Source organism: Labrys methylaminiphilus subsp. lupini, from assembly GCF_051161885.1.
GTDB lineage: Bacteria > Pseudomonadota > Alphaproteobacteria > Rhizobiales > Labraceae > Labrys.
In genome coordinates this window covers 3,285,318-3,310,869 of the sequence record NZ_JBMDIH010000001.1, presented here as the reverse complement: position 1 = coordinate 3,310,869, position 25,552 = coordinate 3,285,318, and the positions used below count along the sequence as shown (strand labels likewise).

Here is a 25,552-nt window from a genome sequence, read left to right as displayed (position 1 = left end):
ATGGACAGTCGGAATGGCAGCGTTGAGTGAAGATCGGACAATGGCACCAGGCACCGCCCATGACCCCGCGGGGTGATCCCCGTCCCGCGGCATTCGCCCTGACGCTGGGCGAACGCGTCGCCGAGCAATTGCGGCGCAAGATCACCCAAGGCGAACTCGCGCCCGGGCAGCGGCTGTCCGAGCAGGCGCTCAGCGATGATCTTGCCATTTCCCGCAACACGCTGCGCGAGGTCTTCCGGGTGCTGACGAAGGATGGCCTGCTCAGGCATGTTCCCAATCGCGGTGTGTTCGTGGCGGTGCCGAGTATCGCCTCGATCATCGACATCTACCGGGTCCGGCGCCTGATCGAGTGTCAGGCTCTCGCGCAGGCCTATCCGCGCCATCCTGCCAAGAAGCGCATGCGCGATGCATTCGAAGAGGCCATGCGTTGCCGGGTGGCGGATGACTGGCCTGGAGTGGGTACCGCCAACATGGCCTTTCATATGGCCGTAGTGGAACTGGCCGACAGCGAAAGGTTGAACCTGTTGTTCGCCCAGGTCCTGGCCGAGCTGCGGCTCGCCTTCGGCATGCTGCAGGATGCCGAATTCCTGCACGCTCCCTTCGTCGACAGGAACCTCGCCATTCTCGAACTGGCTGAAGCTGGCAGTTTCGAAAAGGCGGCGGCATTGCTCGGCGATTACCTCGTCCATTCCGAGCGCCTGGTCCTTGCCGTCTATGCGCGGCGCCTGGCTGATGGCAGCATCGGTGACTTGTAAGTGATCGGACGCGTCAGCGCCTGACGCCCAGTCTCGCCAGCACTTCGGGCGGTATCTTGAGCTCGCGGATGACACCGCCATGGGAGGCCATGCCCATCAGCTCCCTCTGGATGAAATAGCCATAGACCGCGTCGACGGCCTCAGCCAACAGATTTGGGCGGTCTGGATCGTCGGGCGCCGCACGCAGCAGCGCCGCCATGGCCCGGCCGGCGGCCTCGCCCGCGCGCCCCAGCGATGCGGCCTTCTCCACGTGGATTTCGGCGCCGAGGACATCGAGGGCTGTACGCGCGGCAGCAGGGGAGAGGTTCTGGGGCAGGCGAATGCTCATGCCGGCATTCTGCCGCCGCCTGGAACGCTTGTCGATATCGTCGAGCGGCAAACTGGCGCCGGGAAGCCCTGGGGGCGAGGGTGCTGCCGGCGCCTGTCCCTTTTGGAACAGCGAGTGCCTTCTCCCAAGGTCAATTATGGGCTGGCAGCGTGCCTGCTGCCCGGTTCAGTCTTCATGAGGGATGTGACATGGAGCTTCCCCTTGCAGCGCAGACCCCCTTTCAGCGTCTGCGCCCGCCATTGGCGGGCCTTGTCCTTGGCATTCTGCCTCTCTGGCTGTTCGTGGGGACCTCCGAGAGCTTCTCGGTGAACGGGCAATTGGTCTCGCAGTCGCGCTTCAACATTCTCGGCCTTGTGCTGGCCGGCATCGGCCTGGCCATCACGGCCAGGCTCTTATGGAATGACGGGCCTTGGGCGCAGCGCTGGTTGCCGCGAACGGCGCTTGCCGCAGTCGCGGCCGCGATTTGCCTGGTCCAGCTTGCCTATTCGGTCGGCATCGTCGATCTCGGCCGCTTCCTCGGCGGCCTGTGAGCCGCTTCCTCGGCAGCGCCTGAGGCGCACCCAAGACCAGATCCGCGACTATACCGCGCCCGCCGCGGCACGGCCAGCCTGCCGGCCGCTGAACAGGCAGCCGCCGAGGAAGGAGCCTTCCAGGGCCCGATAGCCGTGCATGCCACCACCGCCGAACCCGGCGGCTTCGCCGGCGGCATAAAGACCGGGCAGAGGAGCGAGATCCTCGCCGAAGACCCGGCCGTCGAGATCGGTTTCCAGGCCTCCTAGAGTCTTGCGCGTGAGGATGTTGAGCTTGACCGCGATCAGGGGCCCGTGGGCGGGATCGAGCAAAGCGTGCGGCCGTGCCGTGCGGATCAGCCGGTCGCCGAGATAATGTCGGGCATTGCGGATAGCCATGATCTGGCCGTCCTTGCCGAAGCCGTTGGCAAGGTCGCGGTCGCGCGCCTCGATCAGCTGCCGTATCGCGGCGGCGTCGAGCAGGGGTTCTTTCGTCAGGGTGTTCATGCCGGCGACGAGGCGTTCGAGATCCTCGTCCACCACGAAATCGGCGCCATGCTGCTTGAAGGCCTCCACCGGTCCGGTCGCCCGCCGGCCGATGGCGCGGCGTAGCGTCAATTTCCAGTCGCGGCCGGTGAGGTCGGGGTTCTGCTCCGAGCCCGATAGTGCGAATTCCTTGCGGATGATGCTCTGGGTCAGGATGAACCAGCTATGGTCGAAGCCGGTGGTGCGCAGATGGGCCAGCGTTCCCAGTGTGTCGAAGCCCGGATAGAGCGGGCCGGGCAGGCGGTTGCCGCGCGCGTCAAGCCAGAGCGAGGAGGGGCCGGGGAGGATGCGGATGCCGTGCCCGGGCCAGATCGGATCCCAGTTCCTGAGACCTTCGACATAGTGCCACATGCGGTCGCGATTGATCAGCCGTGCCCCGGCCTGTGCCGCGAGGGCGAGCATGCGCCCGTCGACATAAGCGGGGACACCGGTGACCATCGTCTCTGGTGGTTGGCCGAGGCGCCGCGGCCAATGGCGGCGCACCAGATCGAGGTCGCCGCCGATACCGCCGCTGGCGATGATCGTCACCGGTGCGGTCAGGGAGAAGTGACCCACCACCTCGCGTGATGTGGCGACCCCGCGCGGGACTTCGCTGGGAGCGAGCAGGCTGCCCTCCACGCCGGTGATCGCACCGCTGCTCCGAATCAGGCCGTCGACGCGATGGCGAAACCGCAGCGCCAGCCTGCCTTCCGATTCGGCCGCCGATGCGAGCCTTTCGAAAGGCTCGACCACGCCCGGACCCGTGCCCCAGGTGAGGTGGAAGCGCGGCACCGAATTGCCCGGGCCACCGGCGCTGCCGCCGCCGCGTTCGGCCCAGCCGACGACCGGGAAAATCCGATGGCCCATCGATCGCAGCCAGGCACGTTTCTCGCCGGCCGCGAAGGCGAGATAGGCCTCGGCCCAGCGTCGAGGCCAGTAATCCTCCTCGCGGTCGAAGGCTGCCGTGCCGATCCAGTCCTGCAAGGCGAGCTCGAAACTGTCCTTGATGCCGAGGCGGCGCTGTTCGGGGCTGTCGACCAGGAAGAGGCCGCCGAGCGACCAGAAGGCCTGGCCGCCCAGATTCTGGCGCGGCTCCTGGTCGAGCAGGATCACCCGCTTTCCGGCGGTGGTGAGCTCGGTGGCCGCGACCAGCCCGGCCAGGCCCGCCCCCACGACAATGGCATCCGCATCGGCCATCTTCCCTCCCGCGACTCGCGACATCAGGCATCATGCTCTGAATGCCGCGACGGCAGAACCCGGTGAATGTGACGATCATGACGCGTGCATGGCGCAGAAAATGCGCGCGAGTCCGGTCTTCTCCCCGTTCGCGGCATCTTGCCCAGGCGACGTTCAGCGACTAAGTCGGTTTCATGGCCGATGCAAACGGGACATTGTCGAAGCTGCGCGCCGGGTTTTCGCGCCAGAGCCTCAAGGCGAAGGTGCTGACCGGCATCGGCGGTTTTGCAGCGGCGGCGATTTCGCTGGGCGCCTCGCTCTATCACCTGCGCAATCCCGAGCAAGTGCCGGTCATGACGGCCGGGCAGGCGGTCGAGGCGGGGCGCTGGCTCGTCACGCCGAACTCGGCCGCCCTCGCCACGGCGTTGCCCGACGGTCGCCCGATCAAGGCCGGGCGCCGGGCCGTGGTGCTCGAGCTCGTGCTCACCAACCGGACGGAGCGCACTTCCAATGCCGTCGCCGGCATCCTGAAGCTCACCAATGTGGCCAATGCCGAGGGACCGGATTTCTACCTCGTCCGCGACAAGGAGCGGCTGATGGATTTGCAGCCTCGCCTGCCGGAACGCCTGCAGGCCGTCTGGACCCTGCCGGGCGATGGTGCTTTGCCCAAGGCTCTGGAGCTCACCGTGGCCGGCGCGACCTTCAAGCCAAGGGACAATCTCTATGGTGCCCCGGGCTGGTTCAACCCGCATGACGTCGCGCGCGTGAGCGTACCGCTCAATGCCGCGGGGAGCCCGGGATGAAGAATGCCGCCGTCACCGTGGCGATCGTGCTGATCGGCATTGCCGTGCTGGCGCTGCTGCGCTGGACGACGCCTGGCTATGCCGTCCTCACTGGCCCGATCGAGACGGCCGGCAGGCAGGGGACGCGCGCCGGGACCAGCGAGTTCAGTCTCAAGGTGGACAGGCTGATCCTGTCCGAGCTGCTGATCTTCCAGCGCTATGGCAAGAGGGTCGAGCGTGGCACCGGCGGCATCTGGGCGGTGGTCGCCGCCGACGTGTCGGGCAAACAGCGCTCTCTGATGCTGGGTGGTGTCGCGCTTCGGGGAGCAAGCGGGCGGACCTATATGCAGAGCCCCCGGATCGAAGGCATGTCTCAGTTGCTCTCCGGCAAGGAATTGCAGCCCGGCCTGCGGCAGCGTGGCCTTTTCGTGTTCGAACTGCCAGCCGATGAACTCGCGGGTGCGGAACTGGTGGTCTCGCGGGAAGTCTTTCCCCGGCTCACATCCCAGCTCGCCGTGGCGCTGGATGGGGGCACCGCCATCCGTCGTACCGTCCTGGAGATCGGCCGTGACCCTCTCTGAACAGGCAGCTCCCGAAGGCCGGCCTGCGGCGCGCTGGTATTGGCGCAGCATGATTGCGATACCCGTGCTTTTTGTCGCCGTTTTCGCCTTCGGTGCCCGGGTCGACATCACGGACTATCTCGCTTCGCATGAGTTTCGTATCGCCGCTGTCAAGCCGGGTGAGGCCGCTCCCTATGCCCGCGCTACCTGGTCGCTCGCATCGGCACAACTCGTCGATGGCGGCGAAGGCGCGCGGTTGCCCCTATCGAAAGACCGAAAGCTTCTCATTGTTCGCCTCAAGGCGGTACCTGACGGGAAGATCATCGATGAAGCGGATCGGCAGTCGGCCTGGATGGGCTGCAGCCTGACCCTGGTCGATGGCGGGGGGCAGCGCTGGAGCCCGCTATCCTTCGTCTTGTCCCGAGACATCAGCCGCGCGCTGGAGCCGACGGCGACGCCCGTGGCGGGGTGCCTGGAAGCCTCTCGCTCCATCGGGCTGGATGGCCAGCCAACTTTGGTCGAAGAGAAGTTCCTGATCCCGGCCGAGGCCGCTGCGGGGCTTTCTGCGCGCCTCTCCTTCCGTTCGGCCCTGCCGGACGCCCTCAGCTTCCCGCTGGAATTGCGCTGATCGGCCGACGGGCGCTACGCCACTGCCGTCCCTGAGCAAAGCCCGTCTCCAATCCTGCGGCGAGCAGGGTGATCTTCAAGGGCATGACCAACGCTCCGTTGCCGGGCGCACTTGGACTGCCCAGCAAGACGGAGAGGGCATGGGCGATGATCTGCCAAAGGCCGATTTCATGCGGCCCGATCAGGCGTGCAGCACCGTACCAGGCCCAGGCCGCGCTCCAGTCGAGGAGACGGAAGGCGACGATGACGGTGACGACGAGGGTAAGGCCCGTGCCGAAGGTCAGGCCGACGCCCTCTGCAAGCGCGCGGTAGCGCTTGGCTGTACCAGCCACGAAATGGGTGAGAAAATCGCGCAAGAACTTGGGCAATCGGCCCCAATGCCCGATTGCTTTGCTCCAGCGACCTTCAACCGGCAGGCCTGCCCGGCCGATGTCATAGCCGTAGACCAGGGCGGCCAGCGTCAGCCAGACCATGGGATAGAGCGCATAGATAAACAGGGCCGACAGCATGTCGAACCACGAGGCGGGCGCATACTCCACGGGCGGTGCGATCGCCGCGGCTCGCGCGGCTGGGAACAGCCAGCCATTCAAGGTCTCGGGCAGGTGCGAGACCCACGCCATGATCTCATTGTGCCAGTTGGACAGCACATAGAGCGCAATGAAAGCCCAATTCGCTTCGCACACCACGATCAGAAACGGCCAGAACACATGTTTGGAGCGCTTGTGCATCTGCTTGGCGCCGAGCCGTACCAGCCAGGCGATGGCCACGGAGGCCAGAAGGAGCCAGCCGCCACTCACCTCGAGGATACGCGCGTTCTGGCCAAAGGGGGTGAGGTCGAGCGCGAGCTTGGAATATTCGCGGACCGTGTCGCCGAGAAAGCCCCAGGCTGCGTAGAAGGCGAAGAAGGGAACCAAGGCCAGGGAGAGCGCCGTAGTGAAGCCGGCCGATTCTCCTTCGGGCCTGTCGGCGTGCGATGTTTCGGCGGCCTTGGCCGCGGCTTGCAGCGAGGGCAGCCCCGGTCGGACGATCTCGAACAGGGCGACGATCACCACCAGCTTGACCAGCACCACCAATGTGAGCGTCGAGAGCCCGGCCAGTTGGTTGAGGAAGCCGACACGCACGGCGATTTCGGTCAACACGTCCTCGGCCAACACGCCAACCAGCCAGAGCGCCATCAAATGCGGCCAGTAGCGCCGCAGCAGCGCCATCCATGTGGGTGGAAGCTTGGCGAGCGCCGACAAATTTGCAACCTCACGATGCCGACACGCCGCGGTGCCCATTTCGGTGTGAACCATAGCAATCGAAGGCTGTGCTCGCCAAGGCCCTCGCATCTGCATCGACACCACTGCCTCTAGAGCAAGGTGCGTTTAAGCCGAAACGCCCTAATCCTCGTCGGTGGACAGAATGTCCTTCGATCGATGGGCGATAGCCGTCCGGTTGATGACCTGCATCTGCTTCATGATTCGGCGGACATGCACCTTGACGGTGCTTTCGCTGATGCCGAGCTCTTTTCCTATTTGCGCATTGGTCTTGCCTTGCCGGATGGCGGCGACAATGGACAATTGCCGAGGCGTCAGGGGCTTCCATGCCTGTTTGCCGAACTTCGTTTCAGGCGGAACGAACGTTCCTCCCGCCAGGATGCGGTTCACCGCAAAGATCAGATCGCTGACGGGCAAGGAACTGGGGACATAGCCTCTGGCGCCCAGATCGATAGCCTGGACGATGCTCGCCGCGTCGCTGGCATTTGCGAGGACGAGCACGGGAATGTGGGGGTCATTGGCGCGCGCGGTCGCCAGGGTCCTTGAGGCATCCATATACCCCCGGTCGTGCAGGATCACCAATCGCGTCTGCACAGGCGAAGAAGAAATGCCCCATTCATCTACGGCATAAAATACTTGTATTCTGTATTGTGGAAAATTAAGAGTAAGAATAAAATTGAGGCAATCCCGTATTAATACATTGCTGCTGATCAAGGCTATATTGCCAACATATTGCAGATCGCTCATGCGGATTCCTCAGTAAGTCTATTTTCCTCCTTGTTTCAAGGATAGTTAATATACTCTCGTTGCCGAAGACATGCTTTAATAAAAGTATATAATTCACCTATATATTGTAATCTTCATAACTTCAATCCATTGAAATTAAGTCTTTAGGATTGGATTATTTTTGCCACAAAAGTAATATTTTACCTCGCGTGATGTGTTAATCATACTATCCCGTTACCAGCCTATACTTTCGTGGCTTTCTTTGGGTCTCTCGCGCGGCTGCGTGCTGCGAAACCCCGCCGAGGCATCAAATTGACGAGCTTGCGGCAAAGGGCAGGGGTAGTCATGGTCGAGAGCAACGAGCTAAAGAGTGTGGGCGATTGCCTCCATGCCGAACCAGGGACAGGGTGGTGCCGGAGCCTGAACGGACCAAATCGGGGATGAATTGCGTTTTTGGCGCTAAATCGCCGCATTCAGGACAAGAGAATAGCCAAGCCTCATCCCCATTTGTCAAAAGGAGTGATGCCCTTGACGTCTCGGATTGAAGACTACGCCCTGATTGGTGATTGCGAAACGGCAGCCCTCGTCTCCCGCGACGGTTCCATCGACTGGCTTTGCTTTCCTCGCTTCGACTCGCCCGCCAGTTTTGCGGCCTTGCTCGGCACGTCGGAGAATGGGCGCTGGCGTATTGCCGCCACCGACAGGAAGGCCCGCGTCAGCCGCCGCTATCGGCCCGATACCCTCATCCTCGAAACGACATTCGAAACGGAGGAGGGCGTTGCCACCTTGATCGACTTCATGCCGTTACGCGATGGCAGCAACGACCTCATCCGGCTGGTGGTCGGCCAGAAGGGCAGCGTCGATTTCAGCATCGATTTCGTCGTGCGCTTCGACTATGGCCGTACCGTGCCCTGGGTTACCCGGGCCGATGACGGCACCATCACGGCCGTGGCCGGACCCGATCGGCTGATTCTCTCGACCCCGGTGCCCCTGGAAGGCGAAGATCTGCATACCGCCGGCACGTTCAAGGTCAGCGCCGGTGAACAGGTGCCGTTCGTCCTGACCTACAGTCCTTCCACGACGCCGCCTCTAGCCCAGCCGGATGTCCAGACCGCGCTGACGAATACGGAGAGCTATTGGCGCGATTTTGCCGGGCGCTGCCCATCGGTCGGTGCCTGGACCGATGTCGTCAAACGCTCGCTGATCACCCTGAAGGCACTCACTTATATGCCGACGGGCGGCATCGTGGCGGCAGCCACCACCTCGCTGCCTGAACAGATCGGCGGCCCGCGCAACTGGGATTACCGCTATTGCTGGCTGCGCGATGCTACCATGACGCTGCAGGCCTTCATGAAGCTCGGCTATTACGAGGAGGCTTCCGCCTGGCGTGAATGGCTGATGCGGGCTATCGCTGGCGCGCCCGAGCAGATGCAGATCATGTATGGCCTGTCGGGCGAGCGGAACCTGCTGGAATGGGAGCCCCATTGGCTCAGCGGCTATGAGGGCTCGCGGCCGGTGCGGATTGGCAATGCCGCCGCCGAGCAATTCCAACTCGACGTCTATGGCGAGGTCGCTGATGCCATGATGCAGGCGGCCGCGGGCGGCCTGGCGCGTCACCCCAGGACGCGGGCGCTCAGCGAAGTCATCATGAACTTCCTCGAAACGGCCTGGCGCCGCCCTGACGAGGGGATCTGGGAGGTGCGCGGCGGGGCGCAGCATTTCACCCATTCCAAAGTGATGGCCTGGGTCGCCTTCCACCGGGCTGCCAACATGGCGATCAAATCCGGTGACAGGCCTGCCTTTGCCGAGCACTGCCAGCGCGTGGCCGACGAGATTCACCAAGATGTCTGCAGCAAGGCCTTCGATACCAATCTCGATAGTTTCGTGCAGGCCTATGGCTCCAGGACGATCGACGCCAGTCTCCTTCAGATCCCGCTTGTCGGCTTCCTGCCGGCGGATGACCCTCGGGTGATCGGCACGGTCAAGGCGGTCGAGAACATGCTCATGCGTGATGGTTTCCTGTTGCGCTACAACACCGACCACGTCGATGACGGCTTGCCGCCGGGCGAGGGTGCCTTCCTGGTCTGCACCTTCTGGCTGGCGGATGTCTACGTGCTGCAGGGCCGCGAGGACGACGCGCGCCGCCTCTATGAGCGGCTGGTGGGCCTTTGCAACGATGTGGGGCTGCTGTCGGAGGAATATGATCCGATCGCAGAGCGCATGCTCGGCAACTTTCCGCAGGCCTTCAGCCATATCGGGCTGATCAACACTGCCCTCAATCTTGCGCGGCATACCGGTCCCGCCGAAGAGCGGGTCGAGGCGAGCGGAGAGGCCGTGTCGCAGGCGGATGCCGTCTGATCATCACCGGCAGGCACTCGGGAGACATGACGCATTATGATCGCCGGGTGATTCCCGCCGGCGTCGACCGGCCGCTGGCTAAAGCGTTTTGCGATTAGACGCAGTCACCCAGAATCGCAAAGACGCTCTAGCCAATCCGTTGGATTGGCTTGGAAACAAAGAGTTAGAGAAAAGTGTGGTTCGGAGAAATCGCACTTTGCTTCAGGGAAGCCCGACATGCTGCATCATATCTCCTTCGGCGTCGCGGACATCCAGCGTTCCGCGGCATTCTACGACGCCGTTCTCGGAGCGCTCGGTTATATGCGGGTCTGGGAGGACTTAGAGCCGGGTGATCCGGATCAGGCGGTCGGCTACGGGATGCCCGGCGGTGGCGACAAATTCACGATCAAGCTGCGTGCCAAGAGTGCGCGCTCGCCGGGAGCGGGCTTTCACCTCGCTTTTGGCGCCTCCAGCCGCCCGGCCGTTTCGCAATTTCACCAGGCGGCCCTCGTGCATGGCGGCCTCGACAATGGTGCGCCCGGTCTTCGTGCTCATTACGGCCCGACCTATTTTGCCGCTTTCGTGATCGATCCGGACGGTCATCGCATCGAGGCTGTCTGTAAATCCGAAGAGTAGGCACTCGCGGGGGCGTCCCGTCGTCAAGAAGGAACTTGACAGAAGACAAAATTAGGTAGATCGGTCTACATAATTTTGGAGCCGAGCTCATGACCGACAGAATGCCAGCCAGGGAGCGTCTGCTGAAGGCGGCAGCTGAACTCTTCTATCGCGAAGGGGTTGGTGCGACGGGGATCGATGCCATCACGGCACGCGCGGGGGTCGCCAAGATGAGCCTCTACAACAATTTCTCCTCGAAGGCGGATCTCGTGAACGCCTATCTCCAGGGGCGCCATGCCGAATGGCGGGGGATCTATCAGGAACGACTCAAGGCTGCAGCGACCCCCCAGGAACGGGTGCTCGCGATCTTCGATTCCTATCTGGATCATGCGACAGGGGCTTATGCCTGGGGATTCCGAGGCTGTGGGCTCCTCAATGCGGCCGCGGAACTTCCCGTCGGCGATCCCGGCCGCGCGTCAGTCGCTTCGCAGAAGGAAGAGGTCGAGCGGCTGTTCAAGGCCTATCTCGGCGAGATGCGGCCGGACGCAGGCACGGCGATCGACGAGACCGCCGAGCATCTTTCCTTCATGCTCGAAGGCGCGATGGCGCGGGCGGGGCTGGACGGCCATGACGGGCGCCTGAAAACCGCGCGCAGGATCGCCGCCTCGATTCTCGATCAATTCTGAGGCTGGGCCGCACCGATGAGCGAAGCCGTCACCGCGCCCTGTCGCCGGGAGAACCGGGTTTTGGCGGTCGCCACGCTGCTCGTGCTCGAGGCCGCCTTGGTGGTCTCGTGGAGCGCCGGATTCGTCGGGGTGCGGTTTGCCATCGACCATGCACCGATCTTCCTGATCCTGCTGTGGCGAAGCCTGGTCTCCGGCCTCGTCCTGCTGCCCTTCGCACTCGCGATCGGGCCGCCGCTGCGCTGGAAAGACATTTGGCGGCAGATCCTGTTCGGCGCTTTGGCCATGTCGGGCTACCTCGCCGGTTTCGCCTTGGCGATCGCCTTCGGGGTCCCAACCGGCCTTGTCGCCCTGATCGCAGACATGCTGCCGCTGGCGGTGGCGCTGCTGTCATGGCCGGTGCTTGGGCAAGGTCTGAGCGCACGCCAGTGGCTCGGTTCCATTCTCGGGCTGGCAGGCGTCCTGATCGCTTCGGGCTGGTCCCTCGACATGGGGCACGTGCCGCTCTGGGCCTATGGCCTGCCGGTCCTCGGCACGCTGTCGCTGGCCCTGGCGACCTTGCTGCAGAAGCGCAGCCCGGCCGGCGCCATGCCGGTGCATCAGAGCCTGTGCATCCAGTGCCTGTCGGCGTCCGCGATCTTTGCGTTGTTCGCCTGGCATGAGGGCGGCGTATTGCCCAGGCTCGATCCCGGCTTTGTCGGCGGCATCCTCTGGCTGGTTTTCGTCGCGACCTTCGGCGCCTGGAGCCTCTACTACATCGCGCTTCGCAAGTCGTCGCCCACCCGTGTCACCTCGGTTCTCTATCTGAGCCCGCCGGTGACGATGATCTGGGCCTGGCTGATGTTTGGCGAGCCGCTGTCATGGGCCATGGTTGCGGGGCTGGTGGTGTCCCTGGCCGGTATCGTCATCGTGGCGCGGTCGCCGGCCATCATGGCTCGCCGGACCCCCGACGCCTGATCGGCGGATCATTTGACCAGCCAGGTGAAAGCCCTGCCGAGGAAAGCCTGGCCGACCCCGGTTACAGGCTCGCCATGCGCCATCAGCACCTTCTCGGTCGGCCATGCCAGAATGCGCTTAATGGCATCGCGCGCGGCGGGCCGGTTCACGAAGGCCATGCGGAACTTCCGGGGCACCGATGGCTCGGCGGCGACCATGAGGTCGAGTTTCGCCACCACTGCCCGCCAGCCGTCGAACCAGGCGGCGTCGAAATGCTGGATGAGATCGGTGAATAGGGCCGTTCTGCTCGCATGATGGAAAAACACCGCCTCGGTCGTGATCAGATTGCCCGGCACGAGGACATGGTCGATGTCACCAGCCCAGGTTGGCATGGGGGCCTCGCCGAGATCGCCGTCGAATCGGATGTCCTTGCGCTTGGCCCTGAGGCCAGGCGGCGCATAGACTTCGGCCTTCGGATAGGCGCGCTGCCAATCGCCCAGGAACAGGTGGTGCAGGGAATTGGGCGGCACCAGGTAACGCACCTCGCCCAGTTTATCGACCTGCGCGCGCAGATCTTGCGAAAGGGTGATCGGAGACCAGACGAAGAGACCGCCGCCCGATAATCGGATCACGGCCATGCGGGTGGGATAATGAAAGCCGGCCACCGAGGTGGTCGGGCCATTCGCAATCCAAATCCCGTCGCCGAAATCCTCCAGCATTGTCGATATCCCGCCTTTCCCCCTTGGGGGCTTTGCGCATGATCAACCAGGCTTGCCACAGCCATATGGCGGCGTGACCGATATCGAAACTCGTCCGAGGGAACACTCAGGGCGCGGTAATGCGCCGATGCACGCCGTCGAGGCTCTCGGCGAAAGTCTCGAAGAGCTTGCGATCGGTCAGTTCGCGCAGGACCTGCTCGTTGATGCCGCCACGTGTGGCATATTCCTGCGCCAGATGCATGAAATCAGCATCGGGCGCGGCTTCCGGAGCGTGAGCCAGGGCCTTGAAGAGGGCGGCGACATAGTCGCGGGCCGTCGGATCGGCAACGCCATGGCCCTGCAGCCAGCCGTGAAGCGTATCGAGATATTTGAAATAGGTGGCGAAGGTGGCGGTGGCGACGCTCAACGCATCGAACTCGCCGACATCCGCCACCGCGATCGTCTTGCCCAGCCGGGCGAAGAAGGCCACGACGTCGGGATCGGGTGGATAGATGATCGTAGGGCCCTGTCGCTGGGCGACCATCGGCATCGGCAGCGCCTTGGTGACATGCCTGGCGGGAGAGACCAGCGAAGTGATCTCCTCGCGGGACAAGGTGGCGATCAGGCTGATGATGCGATGGTCCGGATGGAACCGCAGGCTCGGCAGCACGTCATGTGCGATCTGGGGCCGGACGGCGAGCATGATGGTGTCGCAGGCGTCGAGGACGGCCTGATTGTCGGCTGCGATCCGAACATCTGCAAAGCGCGACGCCAGGTCGGCGGCAATAGCCTCGTTGCGGGGCGACAGGAGAACCGACACGTCATTGTCGGCGACGGATTTGAGGCCGGTCACGATCGCCGATGCCAGCGCGCCCGTACCGATGAATCCGAGTTTCATGGTGCGTCCAGTGCCGTCATCTGCCGGGCGATGCGGCTATCCTCGTTCATGCGCTCGACCAGCGCCTCGATCGAATCGAATTTCAGCTCGCCGCGGATATAGCCGACAAAGGCGATCTCGATTTCTTTGCCATAGAGATCGCCGGAATAATCGAACACGAAGGTTTCCAGCAGGGGCGGGCCATTATCGAAGGTCGGGCGTCGGCCGAAGCTGGCGACACCGGCATGCACGACGCCGTCGATCATCGCACGCACGGCGTAGATGCCGAGAGCCAGGCCGCATTGCGGATCGAGCGCCATGTTTGCCGTGGGAAAGCCGAGCTCGCGGCCTCGTTTCTCGCCGTGGACAACGGTTGATAGCACCGACCATTCATGGCCGAGCAAGCGATTGGCGCGCGTGATGTCGCCCGCCGCCAGGGCACGGCGAATGGCCGAGGAGGATACCGCCTCGCCGCTCTCGCGCGTCGGCGCCACGATGGCGATGTCGAGGCCGAGGGCGCGGCCATGCTGCACCAGGAATTCAGGGGTGCCGCGTCGGTCCTTGCCGAAATGAAAGTCGTAACCCACGGCGACGGCATGGGCGCCGAGCCGCCGCACCACCAGTTCTTCCAGGAATTCCTCCGCCGTCATGCCGGCAAGCGCCCGGTCGAAGGTGAGGGTGACCAGGGCGTCAAGGCCGGCCTTCTCCAGGAGGCGGGCCTTCAAGGCGGGCGGGGTCAGCCGGAACAAGGGTTCGTCCGGCCGGAACAGGCTGCGCGGATGCGGCTCGAAACTGAGGGCGATGGCGGGGCGCGGCCGATGATGGGGTCCCGGCTGCGAGCCCCTGGCGAGAGCCTCGACTGCCTCGATTACCGCCAGGTGGCCGCGATGCACGCCATCGAAATTGCCGATCGCGATGGCGGCGCCGGTGAGACGCGAGGGTAAGGTGACGGGATCGAGAAACTGCTCGAAGGCCATGATGTCTACCAGATCAGCCGCGGCATGACCGCGTCGGGAATGACGCCCTTGTCGGCGAGGAAGGCGGCGAGCGCCTCGGGGTCGACGCCATCGCCTTCGTGACCGGCTTCGAGCGCATGGATGCCGCCGGAGATGAACAGCGCGCCGCACCCGATGGCGGCTGCGCCGGCGAGGTCGGTCCGGACCGAATCGCCGATGGCCAAAGTGCGCTCGGAGGGTGTCGGTTTGCCGCGGAGCGAGGCGGCGGCCTCGAAGGCGGCGTCATAGATCGGCTTGTAGGGCTTGCCGCAAATGGCCACCTCGCCGCCGACGGCGCGATAGGCTTCTGCCAGCGCCCCGGCGCAATAGATGATGGTGCCGCCGCGATCGACGATGAGGTCAGGATTGGCGCAGATCATCGGCACATCACGTGCCTTGAAGCCAGCCAGCATGTCCCTGTAGGTCTCCGGCGTCTCCGTGGTGTCGTCGAACAGGCCGGTGCACACAACCACTTCGGCTGCCTCGGCCGTGTCGGCGAAACGGATGCCGAGGCCCTCATAAAGCGGCCTGTCGCGATCCGGGCCGAGATGGAAGACCTTTTTGGCTGCCACGGCGGCGATCTGCGCCCGTGTCACGTCGCCCGAGGTGACGATGGCATCCCAGCATTCGCGAGGCAGGCCGAGCCGGTCGAGCTGCGGCATCACCGACTGGGCCGGCCGCGGCGCATTGGAGACCAGCACCACGGTGCCGCCCTGCCGGCGATAGGCGATGAGCGCATCGGCAACGCCGTCGAACACCCTGTGGCCATTGTGGATGACGCCCCAGATGTCGCAGAAGATCAGGTCATAGGCGCTGGCAATCTCGCGAAAGCCATGGATGAGACGGGGCGAGGAAGCCAAGACAGGGCCTTTCGGTCGAATGAAGTCAGGGGCGGCAGGATGTCGGTGTCCCTCACATAAGCCCTCGAAGCCGGGCTGGGAAGAGACAAGGGGCCGCGCAGGCTTGTGCGCTCGCTGGGCCGCCGGCCCGGTTTACGCCTTATGGGCTTTCCATAAGTTCGCCGAGGCGTCTCTTCAATTCATCCTTGGCTGGCCGCGCCAGGCGAAAGACCACGCTGGAACGGGCGAAATCGAGGGCGCGGATGCTGCCGACATTGGGCCGGATCAGGATGTCGGGACGATAATGGGCGGCCTTGGCGTCGACGATCGCCGCCTGCATGATCTGCAGGGCGCCGAACATCGCCTCCAAGGTGCCGGGCATATCGGTCTCCATGGCGATGGTGGCTGCGCCGGAGACATCGATGCCCACGAGGATATCGGCCTTGCCGGCGAGATGGTCGAGCGGCAGCGGATTGACGGTGGCGCCGTCGATCAGCACCTGGCCGTCGATGCGCACCGGCCGGATTGCGCCAGGGATCGCCATGGAGGCGGCGACGGCTTGGCGCAACGGGCCCGAGGTGAACGCCCGTTCGCGACGACCGTAATAGTCGGTGGCCACGATGGTGAGCGGGACGGCAAGCTCGGAGAAGGTCTGGGGGACGGCTTCAGGGAGAAAGGCTTCGCAGAAGGCTTCGGCATCGATCATCACCGGATTGCCGAGGCCGGAGAACAGATCGGCCAACCGCCCGGTGCGGGCCGCCATCAGCTTGCTGCGGGTGCCGCGCCGGTCGGCGAGCGTGGCGAGCGTATAGGCATGGAGTTCGGCGGCCGAGAGGCCGGCGGCATAGGCGGCGGCGTAGATCGCTCCCATCGAGGTGCCGGCCATGGCGACCGGCCGGATGCCGAGTTCGTCGAAGACCTCCAGCATGGGGATATGGGCGAGGCCGCGTGCTCCGCCACCGCCCAGGGCCAATGCCACGGTCTTGGCAGAACTCTTGACCGTGGTCGTCATGTCAGGCCTTGCCTATGGCACGCCAGCCGATGTCGCGGCGGCTGAAACCTTCGGGCCAGTCGACGAGATCGACGGCCTCATAGGCGCGCTTCTGCGCCTCTGCCACGCTCTTGCCGCTGGCAGTGATGCCGAGCACGCGCCCGCCATTGGCCAGGATGTGATCGCCCGAGCGCTTGGTGCCGGCATGGAAGACCAACACCTCATCGAGCGAGGCCGCCTTGGCGAGGCCCCGGATTTCCGAACCACGGAGGAAGCTGCCGGGATAGCCCTTGGTCGCCATCACAACGCACAGCGCCGCATCGGTCTTCCAGCGCAGCGAGATGGTGGAGAGCACGCCGTCGGCCGAAGCGATCAGGGCCGGCAAGAGATCCGAGCGCAGCCGCGGCATCAGCACCTGCGTTTCCGGATCGCCGAAGCGAACATTGTATTCGATCAGCTCAGGCCCGTCCTTGGTGATCATCAGGCCGGCGAAGAGCACGCCCTTGAAGGGCGTGCCACGGGCGGCCATGGCCTGGACCGTGGGGCGAATGATGGTCTCCATCACGCGCTCTTCCATCTCGGGCGTCATGATGGGGGCAGGGGAGTAGGCACCCATACCGCCGGTATTTGGGCCTTTGTCACCATCGAAGGCGCGCTTGTGGTCCTGCGCGGAGATGAGGGGAATGGCGGTGGTACCGTCGCACAGGGCGAAGAAGCTCGCCTCCTCGCCGTCGAGGAACTGCTCGACCACCACCTCGTGGCCGGCTTCTCCGACGCTGCCAGCGAAGATGGCATCGACGGCGGCGAGAGCCTCTTCCAGGGTCATCGCCACCACCACACCTTTGCCGGCGGCCAGGCCATCGGCCTTGATCACGATTGGTGCACCCTGTTCGCGGACATAGGTGCGCGCGGCGGCAGCGTCGGTGAAGCGGCGGTAGGCAGCAGTCGGGATGGAGAATTCCTGGCAGAGGTCCTTGGTGTAGCCCTTGGAGCCCTCGAGCTGGGCGGCGGCCTTGGAAGGGCCGAAGGCCTTGATGCCGGCAGCAGCGAGATCGTCGACCAGGCCGGCAACCAGCGGAGCCTCCGGACCCACGACCACGAAGTCGATCTCGTTCTCGCGGCAGAAGGCGATGACGGCCTGATGGTCGGTCGCGTCGACGGCGGCGCAGATCGCACATTCCTCCATGCCGGGATTGCCGGGCGCGGCATAGAGCCTCTCGCAAAGCGGGCTCGCCGAAACAGCCCAGGCCAGGGCATGTTCGCGCCCGCCCGATCCGATCAGAAGAATGTTCATCGTCACCGCCTGCTCGAAGTGCTGAAACTCATTGGCCGGACCTTTGCCCGATCGGGCGCCGTGATGCAATGTCGAAGCGTCAACCGATGACCGTGTCCACCACCCACCAACCCGGCCGATGCTCTGCGATCGCCTGTCTTGCCGCCGTTGCGGCCTCGGCCGTCTGGAACAGACCGAACACGGTGGCGCCCGAGCCCGACATGCGGGCGAGGCGGCAGGCAGGCTGGTCACGCAGGGCGGCGAGCGCCTCGCCGATGGTTGGGCGGAGGGCAAGGGCTGGCGGCTCGAGGTCGTTGCGCCCCTGGCCGAGATTGTCGATCAATGCCATCGGGTCGCGCTCGCCCTCTATGGCTGCGGCCAGGGAAAGATCCGCAGAAGCGACCGAGCCTGCAGGGCGGGCAAGGGCACGGAAGACGTCCGCCGTCGGCGTGGCAACCCCCGGATTGACGAGGACGGCGGGCAGGAACGGCAGAGGGACTGGAGCGGACAGGGTTTCCCCCGCACCACGCATCCAGCGGCTCATACCTTCCAGGCAGACCGGCACGTCCGAGCCCGTGGCGCGGGCGGCGGCCAGGATATTCTGGTCGGTCAGCGGCAGGCCGTTGGTTCGAGCGATGAGACGCAGGGCCGCCGCGGCGTCGGACGAGCCGCCACCGATGCCGGCCGCTGCCGGCAGGCGCTTGTCGAGTCTGAAATGCCCGAGAGTGAGGCCATCACGCCTCTCGGCGAGGGCCCTGGCGGCCTTGAGCACGAGATTGTCGGTGGTGGTACCTGCCTCATTCGCGCGGGGACCAAAGACTTCCAGGGAAAGGCCGAGGCCTGGTTCGAGACTGAGCTCGTCAGCGATATCGGCAAAAGCGACCAGGCTGTCGAGCACATGAAAGCCGTCCGCGCGCCGCCCCAGAACGGCCAAGGTCAGATTGACCTTGGCGCGGGCTTTCTCGTTCAGCCGGACAGGCGAGGCTCCCGCCTCTCCGGCCGCCGGAACGTCAGCCACCATTGTTGTTGGACGGTGCGGCAGGCTTTACGGGCTCTGCCGGCTTAGGCACGTCCGTCGGCTTAGGCGCGTCCGTCGGCTTGGGTGCGTCAGCAGGCTTAGGTGTATCGCCGGGCTTGGGAGCTTCCATCGGCTTGGGCGCGTCGGCCGGTTTGGGGGTGTCGGCCGGTTTCGTCTCGTCTGCGGGCTTAGGCGCATCCGCCGGTTTGGGCGCTTCTACGGGCTTGTCGGCACCGGTCGGCTTGCTGGGCTCGGCTGGCTTTTCGGGCTGCGAGGGTTGGGCGGCATCCGGTGCCTTCGGAGCATCAGCAGGTTTTGCCTCATCCACGGGCTTGGGTGCGTCAGGGGACTTGTCTGCGTCACCGGCCTTGCCGGCATCGGCCGAGGCCGTGTCCCGCATGCCGTCCTTCATCTTCTGCTCGATCTTGGCCTTCTCGTCAGGTTCGGGCTTGGCGTCGAGGGCGTGGCGCCACTGGAAGGTCGCCTCCAGCTTGCGCCCGATCTTCCAATAGGCATCGCCGAGATGGTCGTTGATGGTGGGGTCGCTCGGCTTGAGGGAGACGGCGCGCTCCAGCTGTTCGACCGCCTCGTCATATTGGCCGAGCTTGTAATTGGCCCAGCCGAGACTGTCGACGATGTAGCCGTCATCGGGACGCTGATCGACCGCCTTCTTGATCATCTCCATGCCTTCCTGGAGATGGATACCCTGATCGATCCAGGAATAGCCGAGATAGTTCAGCACCGATGGCTGGTCGGGAAAGAGCTCGAGAGCCTTCTTGAAATCGGCCTCGGCCTTCGGCCACTGCTTGGTGCGCTCATAGGCGATGCCGCGATAGTAAAAGGTGGGCCAGTCATTGCGGGTGGGCTTGCCGATTGCGTCGACCGCCTGCGAGAACGCTACCGCAGCCTCTTCCCAGCGCTTGCGCTGATTGAAGATGCCGCCGAGCGAGATGATGGCGTCGAGATCCTGCGGATTGGCCGAGATGATCTTCCTGAGATGCGCAACGCCCTCATCCGTTTTGTCGAGCTCGTCCAGCGTGGTGGCAAGCTCGATCTCAGCGTTGCGCTTGAGCGGCGAGGAGGCAGGCACGGCCTTGAACAGGGTTTCGGCAGTCTGGGGCTGCTTGAGATCGCTGTAAAGCTCGGCGAGGCCGATCAGGGCAGTGGCGTTGTTGGGCTCCAGATAGAGCGCCAGACGGTAGAACACCACAGCATAGTCGGCGCCGCCTTGCTTGGCGATGCCGGCGGCGACCGAAACCAGAATATCGGCGGCGCCCTGCTGGGCTGATGTCACGGCCGGGCCGATGCGTTTGCCGGCCTTGATGTCGGTGGTCAGCGCCGTGACGATCGGCTGGCGCGGCACCTTGGCCGAATAGGCGTCCAGCACCTTGAGTGCGTCGTCCTTCTTGCCGGCACGCACCAGCGCGCGCGCATAGGCGTCGACGATGGAGACGGCATTGGCGTCGCGCTCATGGGCGTCCTTGAGCCGGGCGATCGCCTCATCCCGCATGCCCGCCATGTCGAGCATCATGCCGGTGGAGAAATTCTTGAAGGTGGAAAAGCCGTCATTGGACGAAATGTCGTCGCCGGCCACCACGCCTTTCTTGGTCTGGCCGGCACCCGCATAGGTCCAGGTCGAGATCAGGGGCGTCGCCAGTTGCAGGATAGGCTTGTCGAGCGTGAAGGCGAGTTCGTCGCGGGCCTTGGTGTAGTCCCGGCCCTTCAGCGCCCGGATACCGAGTACGAGATGGGCGATCGGGTTCTTTTTGTCGATCGCCACGACGCGCCGGGCGAAAGTGACGGCCTTGTCCATCTCGCCCGAGGTCAGCAGCGCAATGAAGGTACGATTGGTCAGCTCCTGGCGAGCCTGTTCGTCCTTGAACAGGCCGCTGCTCAGCGCCTTGGCATAGAAGGAGGCCGCGTTGTCGTCGTCACGCACATTGGCGGCCAGTCGCCCGGCCAACAGGCTGCCGGAGGCGGAGGTCGGCCGGAACGGGCGCTCGACCGCCTTGGCCGCCAATGCCGGCGCCATCAGGGTCGTCGAGAAGGCGATCGCCAGCAAAGCGGCGGAAAAAGACGTGCGGGAAGACAGGGGCACTGCTAAGAAAACTCCGAATCAGCCGGCCGCCTCGACACAGGCGACGCAGTCGCGAATTATTCGCCGCTACCATGGCTGCTTTGAGGCGAGGGAACAACCCGTCTGGGGCTCGAAAACCGCGATTTTGCATGTGGGCCCGACGAGCTTTCAGCCCTCGGCGCCAGGCATGACAACTCCAGATAGCGGCTTTGTGCAGGGGTATCGCCCGTCCCTCTTGGGTTGGTCCGGGATCGGCGCTTGACAAGCTCACCTTACGGGACGACGCCTTGGGCATGTCAGTTCCCGCCGCTTGTTCCTCGCCCGTGCCCCATGTCGCACGTGGTTCGGCCACCTACCGCAAGATCAGCCTCGCTTTGTTTCTCGCCGGTTTTGGCACGTTTTCGCTGATCTATTGCGTACAGCCGCTGTTGCCGCTGCTGGCCGAGGAATTCCATGTCGGTGCAGCCCAGAGTTCACTCGCCCTATCGCTGACCACCGGCGCTCTCGCCTTTGCCATCTTCGCTGCTGCGGCGGTGTCCGAGCGCTTCGGTCGACGCGAGTTGATGTTCGCATCCATCGGCCTCGCCAGCCTGCTCAATCTTGCCGTGGCGGTCACGTCGGGATGGCACGCCATCCTCGCCTTGCGCGCGGTCGAGGGGCTGGCCATTGGCGGGGTGCCGGCCATCGCCATCGCCTATCTGGCCGAGGAGATCGAGCCTGATGGCCTCGGCTTCGCCATGGGGCTCTACATCGCCGGCACTGCGCTCGGCGGCATGTCGGGCCGGGTGCTGACCGGCATCCTCGCCGAATTCCTGACCTGGCGCTTCGCTCTGGCGATCGTCGGCATCGGCGGCCTCGTCCTGGCGCTCGGTTTCGTGCTGCTCCTGCCGCCCTCGCGGCATTTCACACCGCGCAAGGGCTTCGATCTTCGCTATCACCTCAGGGCATGGCTTTCGCATTTCGGCCGGGAAAGGCCCGGCGCCGTGCTGGCGAAGCCCCTGCTGTTCGCCATCGCCTTTTGTGGTTTCGGCAGCTTCGTGACCGTCTACAATTACGCCGGGTTCCGGCTGATGGCACCGCCCTTCGATCTCAGCCCGACGCAGACCAGCCTGATCTTCACCGTCTATCTGTTCGGTACCATCTCTTCCTCGCTCGGCGGCATGGCGGCCGACCGGCTGGGGCGGGCACCGGTGCTGATCGCCAGCCTCGTGACCATGGCTGTTGGCATCGGCCTCACGCTCTCCTCGACCCTCACCGGCATCATTGCCGGCATCGCGGTGCTGACGGCGGGCCAGTTTGCCTGCCATGCGGTAGCGAGCGGCTGGGTCGGCCGGCTGGGCGGTGACAGCAAGGGTCATGCCGCCTCCCTCTACATGCTCGCCTATTATCTCGGCGCCAGCATCGTGGGCTCGACCGGTGGCTGGTTCTGGAGTGTAGGAGGATGGCCGGCCGTGGTCGGATTCACACTGCTCCTGATCGGGCTCGCCATCGGATGCGCGGTGCGGCTAGGGAGCAGCCGCCTGCGATGATGAAGGAGCCGGCAGTTCGCAAACGCGCCTGCCTCGATGCCGGATGCGAGGAGACAGCTTCAGGTGAACAAAGGTATCGACCTGCGTTTGGTTGACGGTCATGTTCGGCGCGATACAGACAAGGGGGAGGCGAGCGACTATGTCGTCGTCGTGCCGCTAATGCGTTTTGCGATTTGACCGAGTCACCTGGAATCGCAAAGACGCTCTAGCCCGATCCGTTGGATTGGCTTGGAAACAAAGAGTTAGAGTAAAAGTGCGGTTCGGAGAAATCGCACTTTTACTCTAGTAGAATCGAGACGGGCGCCGGGGAGCGGGATCATGAACGCATTTCGCCTGATGATCTTGGTTGCTGCTATGCCCCTATGGTTGGCCGCGCCGGCGTTCGCAGCTCCCAAAGGCGGCTGCGCCTCGGATGATCCGGCTGTTGCCATTCCTGCCTGCACCACCGCCATCAATCGCATCGCGGTGACGCCCGGCAGCCAGGCTACCGCCTATCTGCAGCGTGGGCGCGCTTATTACCGGCAGAAGCAATATGGTCTGGCGATCAACGATCTAGGCGCGTCGATCCGGCATAACGGCAAGAGCTACCTCGCTTATGTCTTTCGCGGCTTGAGCTATGCCGAGCTCGGCGACCATAATTCGGCGATCGACGATTATGACAAGGCCATCGCCATCAAGCCGGGATCGGCGGAAGTCTATTTCTACCGCGCCAATTCCCGCTCGGAGCAGGACGATGTCGAAAACGCCGTCGCCGATTATTCGCGCGCAGTCGATCTCGATCCGGGCATGAGGTCTGCTTTTGCCAATCGTGGCAATCTGCAGCAGCGGCTCGGCCGCCACGATAAGGCCGTTGCCGATTATACCAAGGCGATCGCGCTGAAGCAGGGTGTCTCGCTGATCTACAACAATCGCGGCAATTCCTACGTCAATCTCAAGCACTACGACCTCGCCATGGCCGATTTCGACAAGGCGATCGCGGCCGATGGCGGCAATTTCAATGCCTATAACAACCGGGCGAACCTGCATTACGCCAAAGGGGAGATCGACGCAGCCATTGCCGATGTCAGCAAGGCGATCGCCCTGAATTCGGGCATGGCGGAATTCCATTCGGGCCGTTGCGCGCTCTATCTGGCGAAGGGAGCGCTGCGGGAGGCACTGACGGATTGCGATACGGCCATCGCGGCACGGCGCGACTATGCCGAGGCCTACCTCAATCGCGGGCTGGCGCATTGGCGCCTCGAGGAGAGAGAAGCTGGCCTGTCCGACATGGAGATGGCCTTCTCGATCAATCCGAACCTGCCCAATGTCCAGCGCTATGTGACGCTCTTTCGTGCCTCGAAGGCGGTGCAGCAGGCCGGGGCCAGCAAGAAGAATGAGCCTGTACCCACGCAGAAGGCTGCTGCGGAAGGCTCTCGGCGGGTCGCGCTCGTCATCGGCAATTCGCGCTATGCGGGGGTGTCGCAACTGCCCAATCCCAGGCGAGACGCCGATCTCATCGCCGGGGCTCTGCGGACAGCCGGCGTGCAGGACGTCACGGTCGCCTACGATCTCGGGCGCGCCGGCATGGTCGACGCCCTCCGGTCCTTTTCCGCCAAGGCCGACGCGGCCGACTGGGCCATCCTCTATTATGCCGGCCATGGCATGGAGCTGACGGGGCAGAACTATCTCATACCCGTCGATGCCCGCCTGCAGTCCGATCGCGATGTCCCCGACGAGACCGTCAGCCTCCAGCGTGTGCTGTCGGCGCTGAGCGGCGCGCGGCGCCTGAAGCTGGTGGTGCTGGATGCCTGCCGCAACAATCCCTTCGCCGCACAGATGACGATGACCACGCCCACCCGTTCGGTCGGGCGCGGTCTCTCACGGGTCGAGCCCTCGGGGGCGACGCTGGTGGTCTATTCGGCCAAGGAGGGCACGGTGGCCGAGGATGGCGATAGCCAGCACAGCGCTTTCGCGGAGGCCTTTGCCAGACGGCTGGTGGAGCCGGGGCTGGAGATCAACAAGGTGTTTCGCTTCGTGACCAGTGATGTGATGTCGCGAACCGACAACCGGCAGGAACCTTTCGTCTACGGCTCGCTGCCTCCCGAGGATTTCGTCTTTACGAGCACGCGGAGCCAGCCGTCGTCGGCATCATCCTCGCCCTGATCGCTCTCGCTGCCCGCTGTTGGGTGCGGCGTGCGCAGGTGGTCCGGGTTCAGGCTGCCTGATCGGGCCTCGCATATGCGGCAGGCAGGGGCTCGCCGCCGATGAACACTCGCTCGACCTCCAGCTCCGCGCTCAGAACCACGATGTCCGCGCACTTGCCTGGCGCGAGGCTGCCGACTTGGCCGGCGATGCCCGCAAGCTCGGCCGGCGTCAGCGAGGCCATGCGGATGACAGCGGGGAGGTCCTTGCCAACGGCGTGCGCCATGGTCTTCACCATGCGGTCCATGCCATGCATCGAGCTTGCCAGGCTGCCGTCCTCGCCTCGGACGGAATGGCCGTCGCTCCAGACCCAGCTGCCATCCTCGCTAGAGCCGAAGCGATATTTGCCCGGCGGCATGTCCATGGCGCGGTTGGCATCGGTGACGAGGCAGCAGCGCAGCGGCCCGATCAGGCGGAAGGCGAAGCGTAGCAAGTCGTCGGAGAGGTGGATGCCGTCGGCGATCACCTCGGTGCTCATCCCCTCATTGGCGAGGACATATTGCTCCATGCCCGCCTGCATCGGCGTGCCGAAACGCTTGCGCAGGGAGGCGACCGAGCTCATGGCGCACCAGAAATGGTCGACATGGCGCATGCCATGCGCGAAGGCCGCCTCGAGTTCATCCCAGCAGGCGTTGGAATGGCCGCAGGTGATGAAGCAGCCCCGTTCGCGGGCATGGTCGAAGAAATCGAGGGCGCCGGGCAGTTCCGAGGCGCAGGTGGCGATCTTGATGATCTCCCGGCCGAGGAAATATTCATATTCCTCCCGCACTGGATCACGCCGGCCCTCGGGCGCGTGGATGCCGACCTTGTCTTCCGCAAAATAGGGACCGTAGAAATGGATGCCGGCGATGCGGGCGCCATCCGAAGGTGTCCAGGAGGCTTGCACGTTTTCGCACGCTTTCACCATCGCATCGAGCTGGGCGAAGGACCCCGTCGTGGTGGTCGGGAAGATCGAGGTGGTGCCGTGCCTGGCATGGGCGATATTCGTTCGCCGCACGGCTTCCACCGTGCCGTCCATATAGTCGGCGCCGGCGCCGCCATGCACGTGAATGTCGACGAAACCCGGCGACAGGTAGCGGCCGCTGAAATCCAGACATTCCTTGCCTTCATGCTTGGAAGCAGGCGGCTCGATCGCTTCTATCCGGCCGTCTACGCAGTGGATCACGGCGTCTTCGAGAATGGCATCTTCGAGGATAACGTTCCCCTTCAGGAGAAGCTCTTTCATGCTGGATCCGGCGATAGCTGTTGTGATAGGG

General features: G+C 64.3%; 24 protein-coding genes. 11 read left to right on the top strand and 13 right to left on the bottom strand.

The genetic code is table 11. The annotated features are described in order from the left end of the window. The first annotated feature begins 59 nt into the window (after nucleotides 1-59). The gene (locus ACN6KF_RS15650; RefSeq protein WP_434957723.1) at nucleotides 60-755 is read left to right on the top strand and encodes a GntR family transcriptional regulator; all 696 of its coding nucleotides are present in this window, start codon (nucleotides 60-62) and stop codon (nucleotides 753-755) included. Nucleotides 756-768: 13 nt separating this feature from the next. Here the strand turns inward: ACN6KF_RS15650 and ACN6KF_RS15645 are convergent, their stop codons facing one another. Further along, nucleotides 769-1,083, bottom strand: a complete 315-nt coding sequence (locus ACN6KF_RS15645; protein WP_434957722.1) for a DUF6665 family protein — start codon at nucleotides 1,081-1,083, stop codon at nucleotides 769-771. A gap of 188 nt (nucleotides 1,084-1,271) precedes the next feature. On the opposite strand from ACN6KF_RS15645, the gene ACN6KF_RS15640 reads away from it, so the two are divergent. Further along, the gene (locus ACN6KF_RS15640) at nucleotides 1,272-1,613 is read left to right on the top strand and encodes a hypothetical protein (protein WP_434957721.1); all 342 of its coding nucleotides are present in this window, start codon (nucleotides 1,272-1,274) and stop codon (nucleotides 1,611-1,613) included. A 48-nt stretch (nucleotides 1,614-1,661) separates the two neighbouring features. Here ACN6KF_RS15640 and ACN6KF_RS15635 read toward each other — a convergent pair whose 3' ends face one another. Beyond that, nucleotides 1,662-3,314 carry an FAD-binding dehydrogenase gene (locus tag ACN6KF_RS15635; RefSeq protein ID WP_434957720.1) on the bottom strand — a complete coding sequence of 551 codons (1,653 nt, stop codon included), beginning with the start codon at nucleotides 3,312-3,314 and terminating at the stop codon, nucleotides 1,662-1,664. Between the two features lie 173 nt (nucleotides 3,315-3,487). Here ACN6KF_RS15635 and ACN6KF_RS15630 point away from each other — a divergent pair, with 173 nt between their 5' ends. Genes ACN6KF_RS15630 through ACN6KF_RS15620 form a run of 3 tightly spaced genes read left to right on the top strand, consistent with a single transcriptional unit; the run spans nucleotide 3,488 to nucleotide 5,263 of the window. Next, nucleotides 3,488-4,096: a hypothetical protein gene (locus ACN6KF_RS15630; RefSeq protein WP_434957719.1), complete on the top strand. Its 609-nt coding sequence runs from the start codon at nucleotides 3,488-3,490 to the stop codon at nucleotides 4,094-4,096. Next, the gene (locus ACN6KF_RS15625; RefSeq protein ID WP_434957718.1) at nucleotides 4,093-4,656 is read left to right on the top strand and encodes a hypothetical protein; all 564 of its coding nucleotides are present in this window, start codon (nucleotides 4,093-4,095) and stop codon (nucleotides 4,654-4,656) included. The genes ACN6KF_RS15630 and ACN6KF_RS15625 overlap by 4 nt, the downstream gene beginning before the upstream one ends. Continuing rightward, nucleotides 4,643-5,263, top strand: a complete 621-nt coding sequence (locus ACN6KF_RS15620; RefSeq protein WP_434957717.1) for a hypothetical protein — start codon at nucleotides 4,643-4,645, stop codon at nucleotides 5,261-5,263. Before ACN6KF_RS15625 ends, ACN6KF_RS15620 begins: the two co-directional genes overlap by 14 nt. On the opposite strand, the gene ACN6KF_RS15615 is transcribed toward ACN6KF_RS15620, so the two are convergent. Further along, the gene (locus ACN6KF_RS15615) at nucleotides 5,238-6,503 is read right to left on the bottom strand and encodes a hypothetical protein (protein ID WP_434957716.1); all 1,266 of its coding nucleotides are present in this window, start codon (nucleotides 6,501-6,503) and stop codon (nucleotides 5,238-5,240) included. The two genes, ACN6KF_RS15620 and ACN6KF_RS15615, sit on opposite strands and share 26 nt — an antisense overlap. A 141-nt stretch (nucleotides 6,504-6,644) precedes the next feature. Continuing rightward, nucleotides 6,645-7,268, bottom strand: a complete 624-nt coding sequence (locus tag ACN6KF_RS15610) for a response regulator transcription factor (protein ID WP_434957715.1) — start codon at nucleotides 7,266-7,268, stop codon at nucleotides 6,645-6,647. 501 nt (nucleotides 7,269-7,769) lie between these two features. Here ACN6KF_RS15610 and ACN6KF_RS15605 point away from each other — a divergent pair. The 4 genes from ACN6KF_RS15605 (at nucleotide 7,770) to ACN6KF_RS15590 (ending at nucleotide 11,839) form a co-directional block, all read left to right on the top strand. Next, nucleotides 7,770-9,605: a glycoside hydrolase family 15 protein gene (locus ACN6KF_RS15605; protein ID WP_434957714.1), complete on the top strand. Its 1,836-nt coding sequence runs from the start codon at nucleotides 7,770-7,772 to the stop codon at nucleotides 9,603-9,605. A 216-nt stretch (nucleotides 9,606-9,821) separates the two neighbouring features. Continuing rightward, nucleotides 9,822-10,220, top strand: coding sequence for a VOC family protein (locus ACN6KF_RS15600; protein WP_434957713.1), 399 nt, complete (start codon nucleotides 9,822-9,824; stop codon nucleotides 10,218-10,220). An 89-nt stretch (nucleotides 10,221-10,309) separates the two neighbouring features. Then, entirely contained in the window at nucleotides 10,310-10,885 is a 576-nt protein-coding gene (locus ACN6KF_RS15595) for a TetR/AcrR family transcriptional regulator (RefSeq protein WP_434957712.1), read from the top strand. Between the two features lie 15 nt (nucleotides 10,886-10,900). Continuing rightward, on the top strand, nucleotides 10,901-11,839 hold the full coding sequence (locus ACN6KF_RS15590) for a DMT family transporter (RefSeq protein ID WP_434957711.1): 939 nt from the start codon (nucleotides 10,901-10,903) through the stop codon (nucleotides 11,837-11,839). Between the two features lie 8 nt (nucleotides 11,840-11,847). On the opposite strand, the gene ACN6KF_RS15585 is transcribed toward ACN6KF_RS15590, so the two are convergent. The 8 genes from ACN6KF_RS15585 to ACN6KF_RS15550 form a co-directional block, all read right to left on the bottom strand. Continuing rightward, nucleotides 11,848-12,537, bottom strand: a complete 690-nt coding sequence (locus ACN6KF_RS15585; RefSeq protein WP_434957710.1) for a DUF4336 domain-containing protein — start codon at nucleotides 12,535-12,537, stop codon at nucleotides 11,848-11,850. A gap of 106 nt (nucleotides 12,538-12,643) precedes the next feature. Beyond that, the gene (locus ACN6KF_RS15580) at nucleotides 12,644-13,414 is read right to left on the bottom strand and encodes a pyrroline-5-carboxylate reductase (RefSeq protein ID WP_434957709.1); all 771 of its coding nucleotides are present in this window, start codon (nucleotides 13,412-13,414) and stop codon (nucleotides 12,644-12,646) included. Next, the gene (locus ACN6KF_RS15575) at nucleotides 13,411-14,370 is read right to left on the bottom strand and encodes a bifunctional riboflavin kinase/FAD synthetase (RefSeq protein WP_434957708.1); all 960 of its coding nucleotides are present in this window, start codon (nucleotides 14,368-14,370) and stop codon (nucleotides 13,411-13,413) included. The genes ACN6KF_RS15580 and ACN6KF_RS15575 overlap by 4 nt, the downstream gene beginning before the upstream one ends. A 5-nt stretch (nucleotides 14,371-14,375) precedes the next feature. After that, entirely contained in the window at nucleotides 14,376-15,248 is an 873-nt protein-coding gene (locus ACN6KF_RS15570) for a TIGR01459 family HAD-type hydrolase (protein WP_434957707.1), read from the bottom strand. 139 nt (nucleotides 15,249-15,387) lie between these two features. Further along, complete coding sequence (locus tag ACN6KF_RS15565; protein ID WP_434957706.1) at nucleotides 15,388-16,239, bottom strand: patatin-like phospholipase family protein; 852 nt, start codon at nucleotides 16,237-16,239, stop codon at nucleotides 15,388-15,390. Between the two features lies 1 nt (nucleotide 16,240). After that, nucleotides 16,241-17,512 (bottom strand): phosphoribosylamine--glycine ligase, encoded by a 1,272-nt coding sequence (gene purD / locus ACN6KF_RS15560; RefSeq protein WP_434957705.1) that lies wholly within the window; start codon nucleotides 17,510-17,512, stop codon nucleotides 16,241-16,243. A 79-nt stretch (nucleotides 17,513-17,591) separates the two neighbouring features. Beyond that, a complete protein-coding gene (locus ACN6KF_RS15555) occupies nucleotides 17,592-18,512 on the bottom strand; it encodes a 4-(cytidine 5'-diphospho)-2-C-methyl-D-erythritol kinase (protein ID WP_434957704.1) in 921 nt (306 codons plus the stop codon). Then, nucleotides 18,502-20,607, bottom strand: coding sequence for a tetratricopeptide repeat protein (locus ACN6KF_RS15550; RefSeq protein WP_434957703.1), 2,106 nt, complete (start codon nucleotides 20,605-20,607; stop codon nucleotides 18,502-18,504). The genes ACN6KF_RS15555 and ACN6KF_RS15550 overlap by 11 nt, the downstream gene beginning before the upstream one ends. A gap of 272 nt (nucleotides 20,608-20,879) precedes the next feature. On the opposite strand from ACN6KF_RS15550, the gene ACN6KF_RS15545 reads away from it, so the two are divergent. Both ACN6KF_RS15545 and ACN6KF_RS15540 read left to right on the top strand, forming a co-directional pair. Beyond that, nucleotides 20,880-22,115, top strand: a complete 1,236-nt coding sequence (locus ACN6KF_RS15545; protein WP_434957702.1) for an MFS transporter — start codon at nucleotides 20,880-20,882, stop codon at nucleotides 22,113-22,115. 318 nt (nucleotides 22,116-22,433) lie between these two features. Beyond that, complete coding sequence (locus tag ACN6KF_RS15540) at nucleotides 22,434-24,257, top strand: caspase family protein (RefSeq protein WP_434957701.1); 1,824 nt, start codon at nucleotides 22,434-22,436, stop codon at nucleotides 24,255-24,257. A 49-nt stretch (nucleotides 24,258-24,306) separates the two neighbouring features. On the opposite strand, the gene ACN6KF_RS15535 is transcribed toward ACN6KF_RS15540, so the two are convergent. Continuing rightward, entirely contained in the window at nucleotides 24,307-25,521 is a 1,215-nt protein-coding gene (locus ACN6KF_RS15535) for an N-acetylglucosamine-6-phosphate deacetylase (protein WP_434957700.1), read from the bottom strand. Nucleotides 25,522-25,552: the final 31 nt, after the last annotated feature.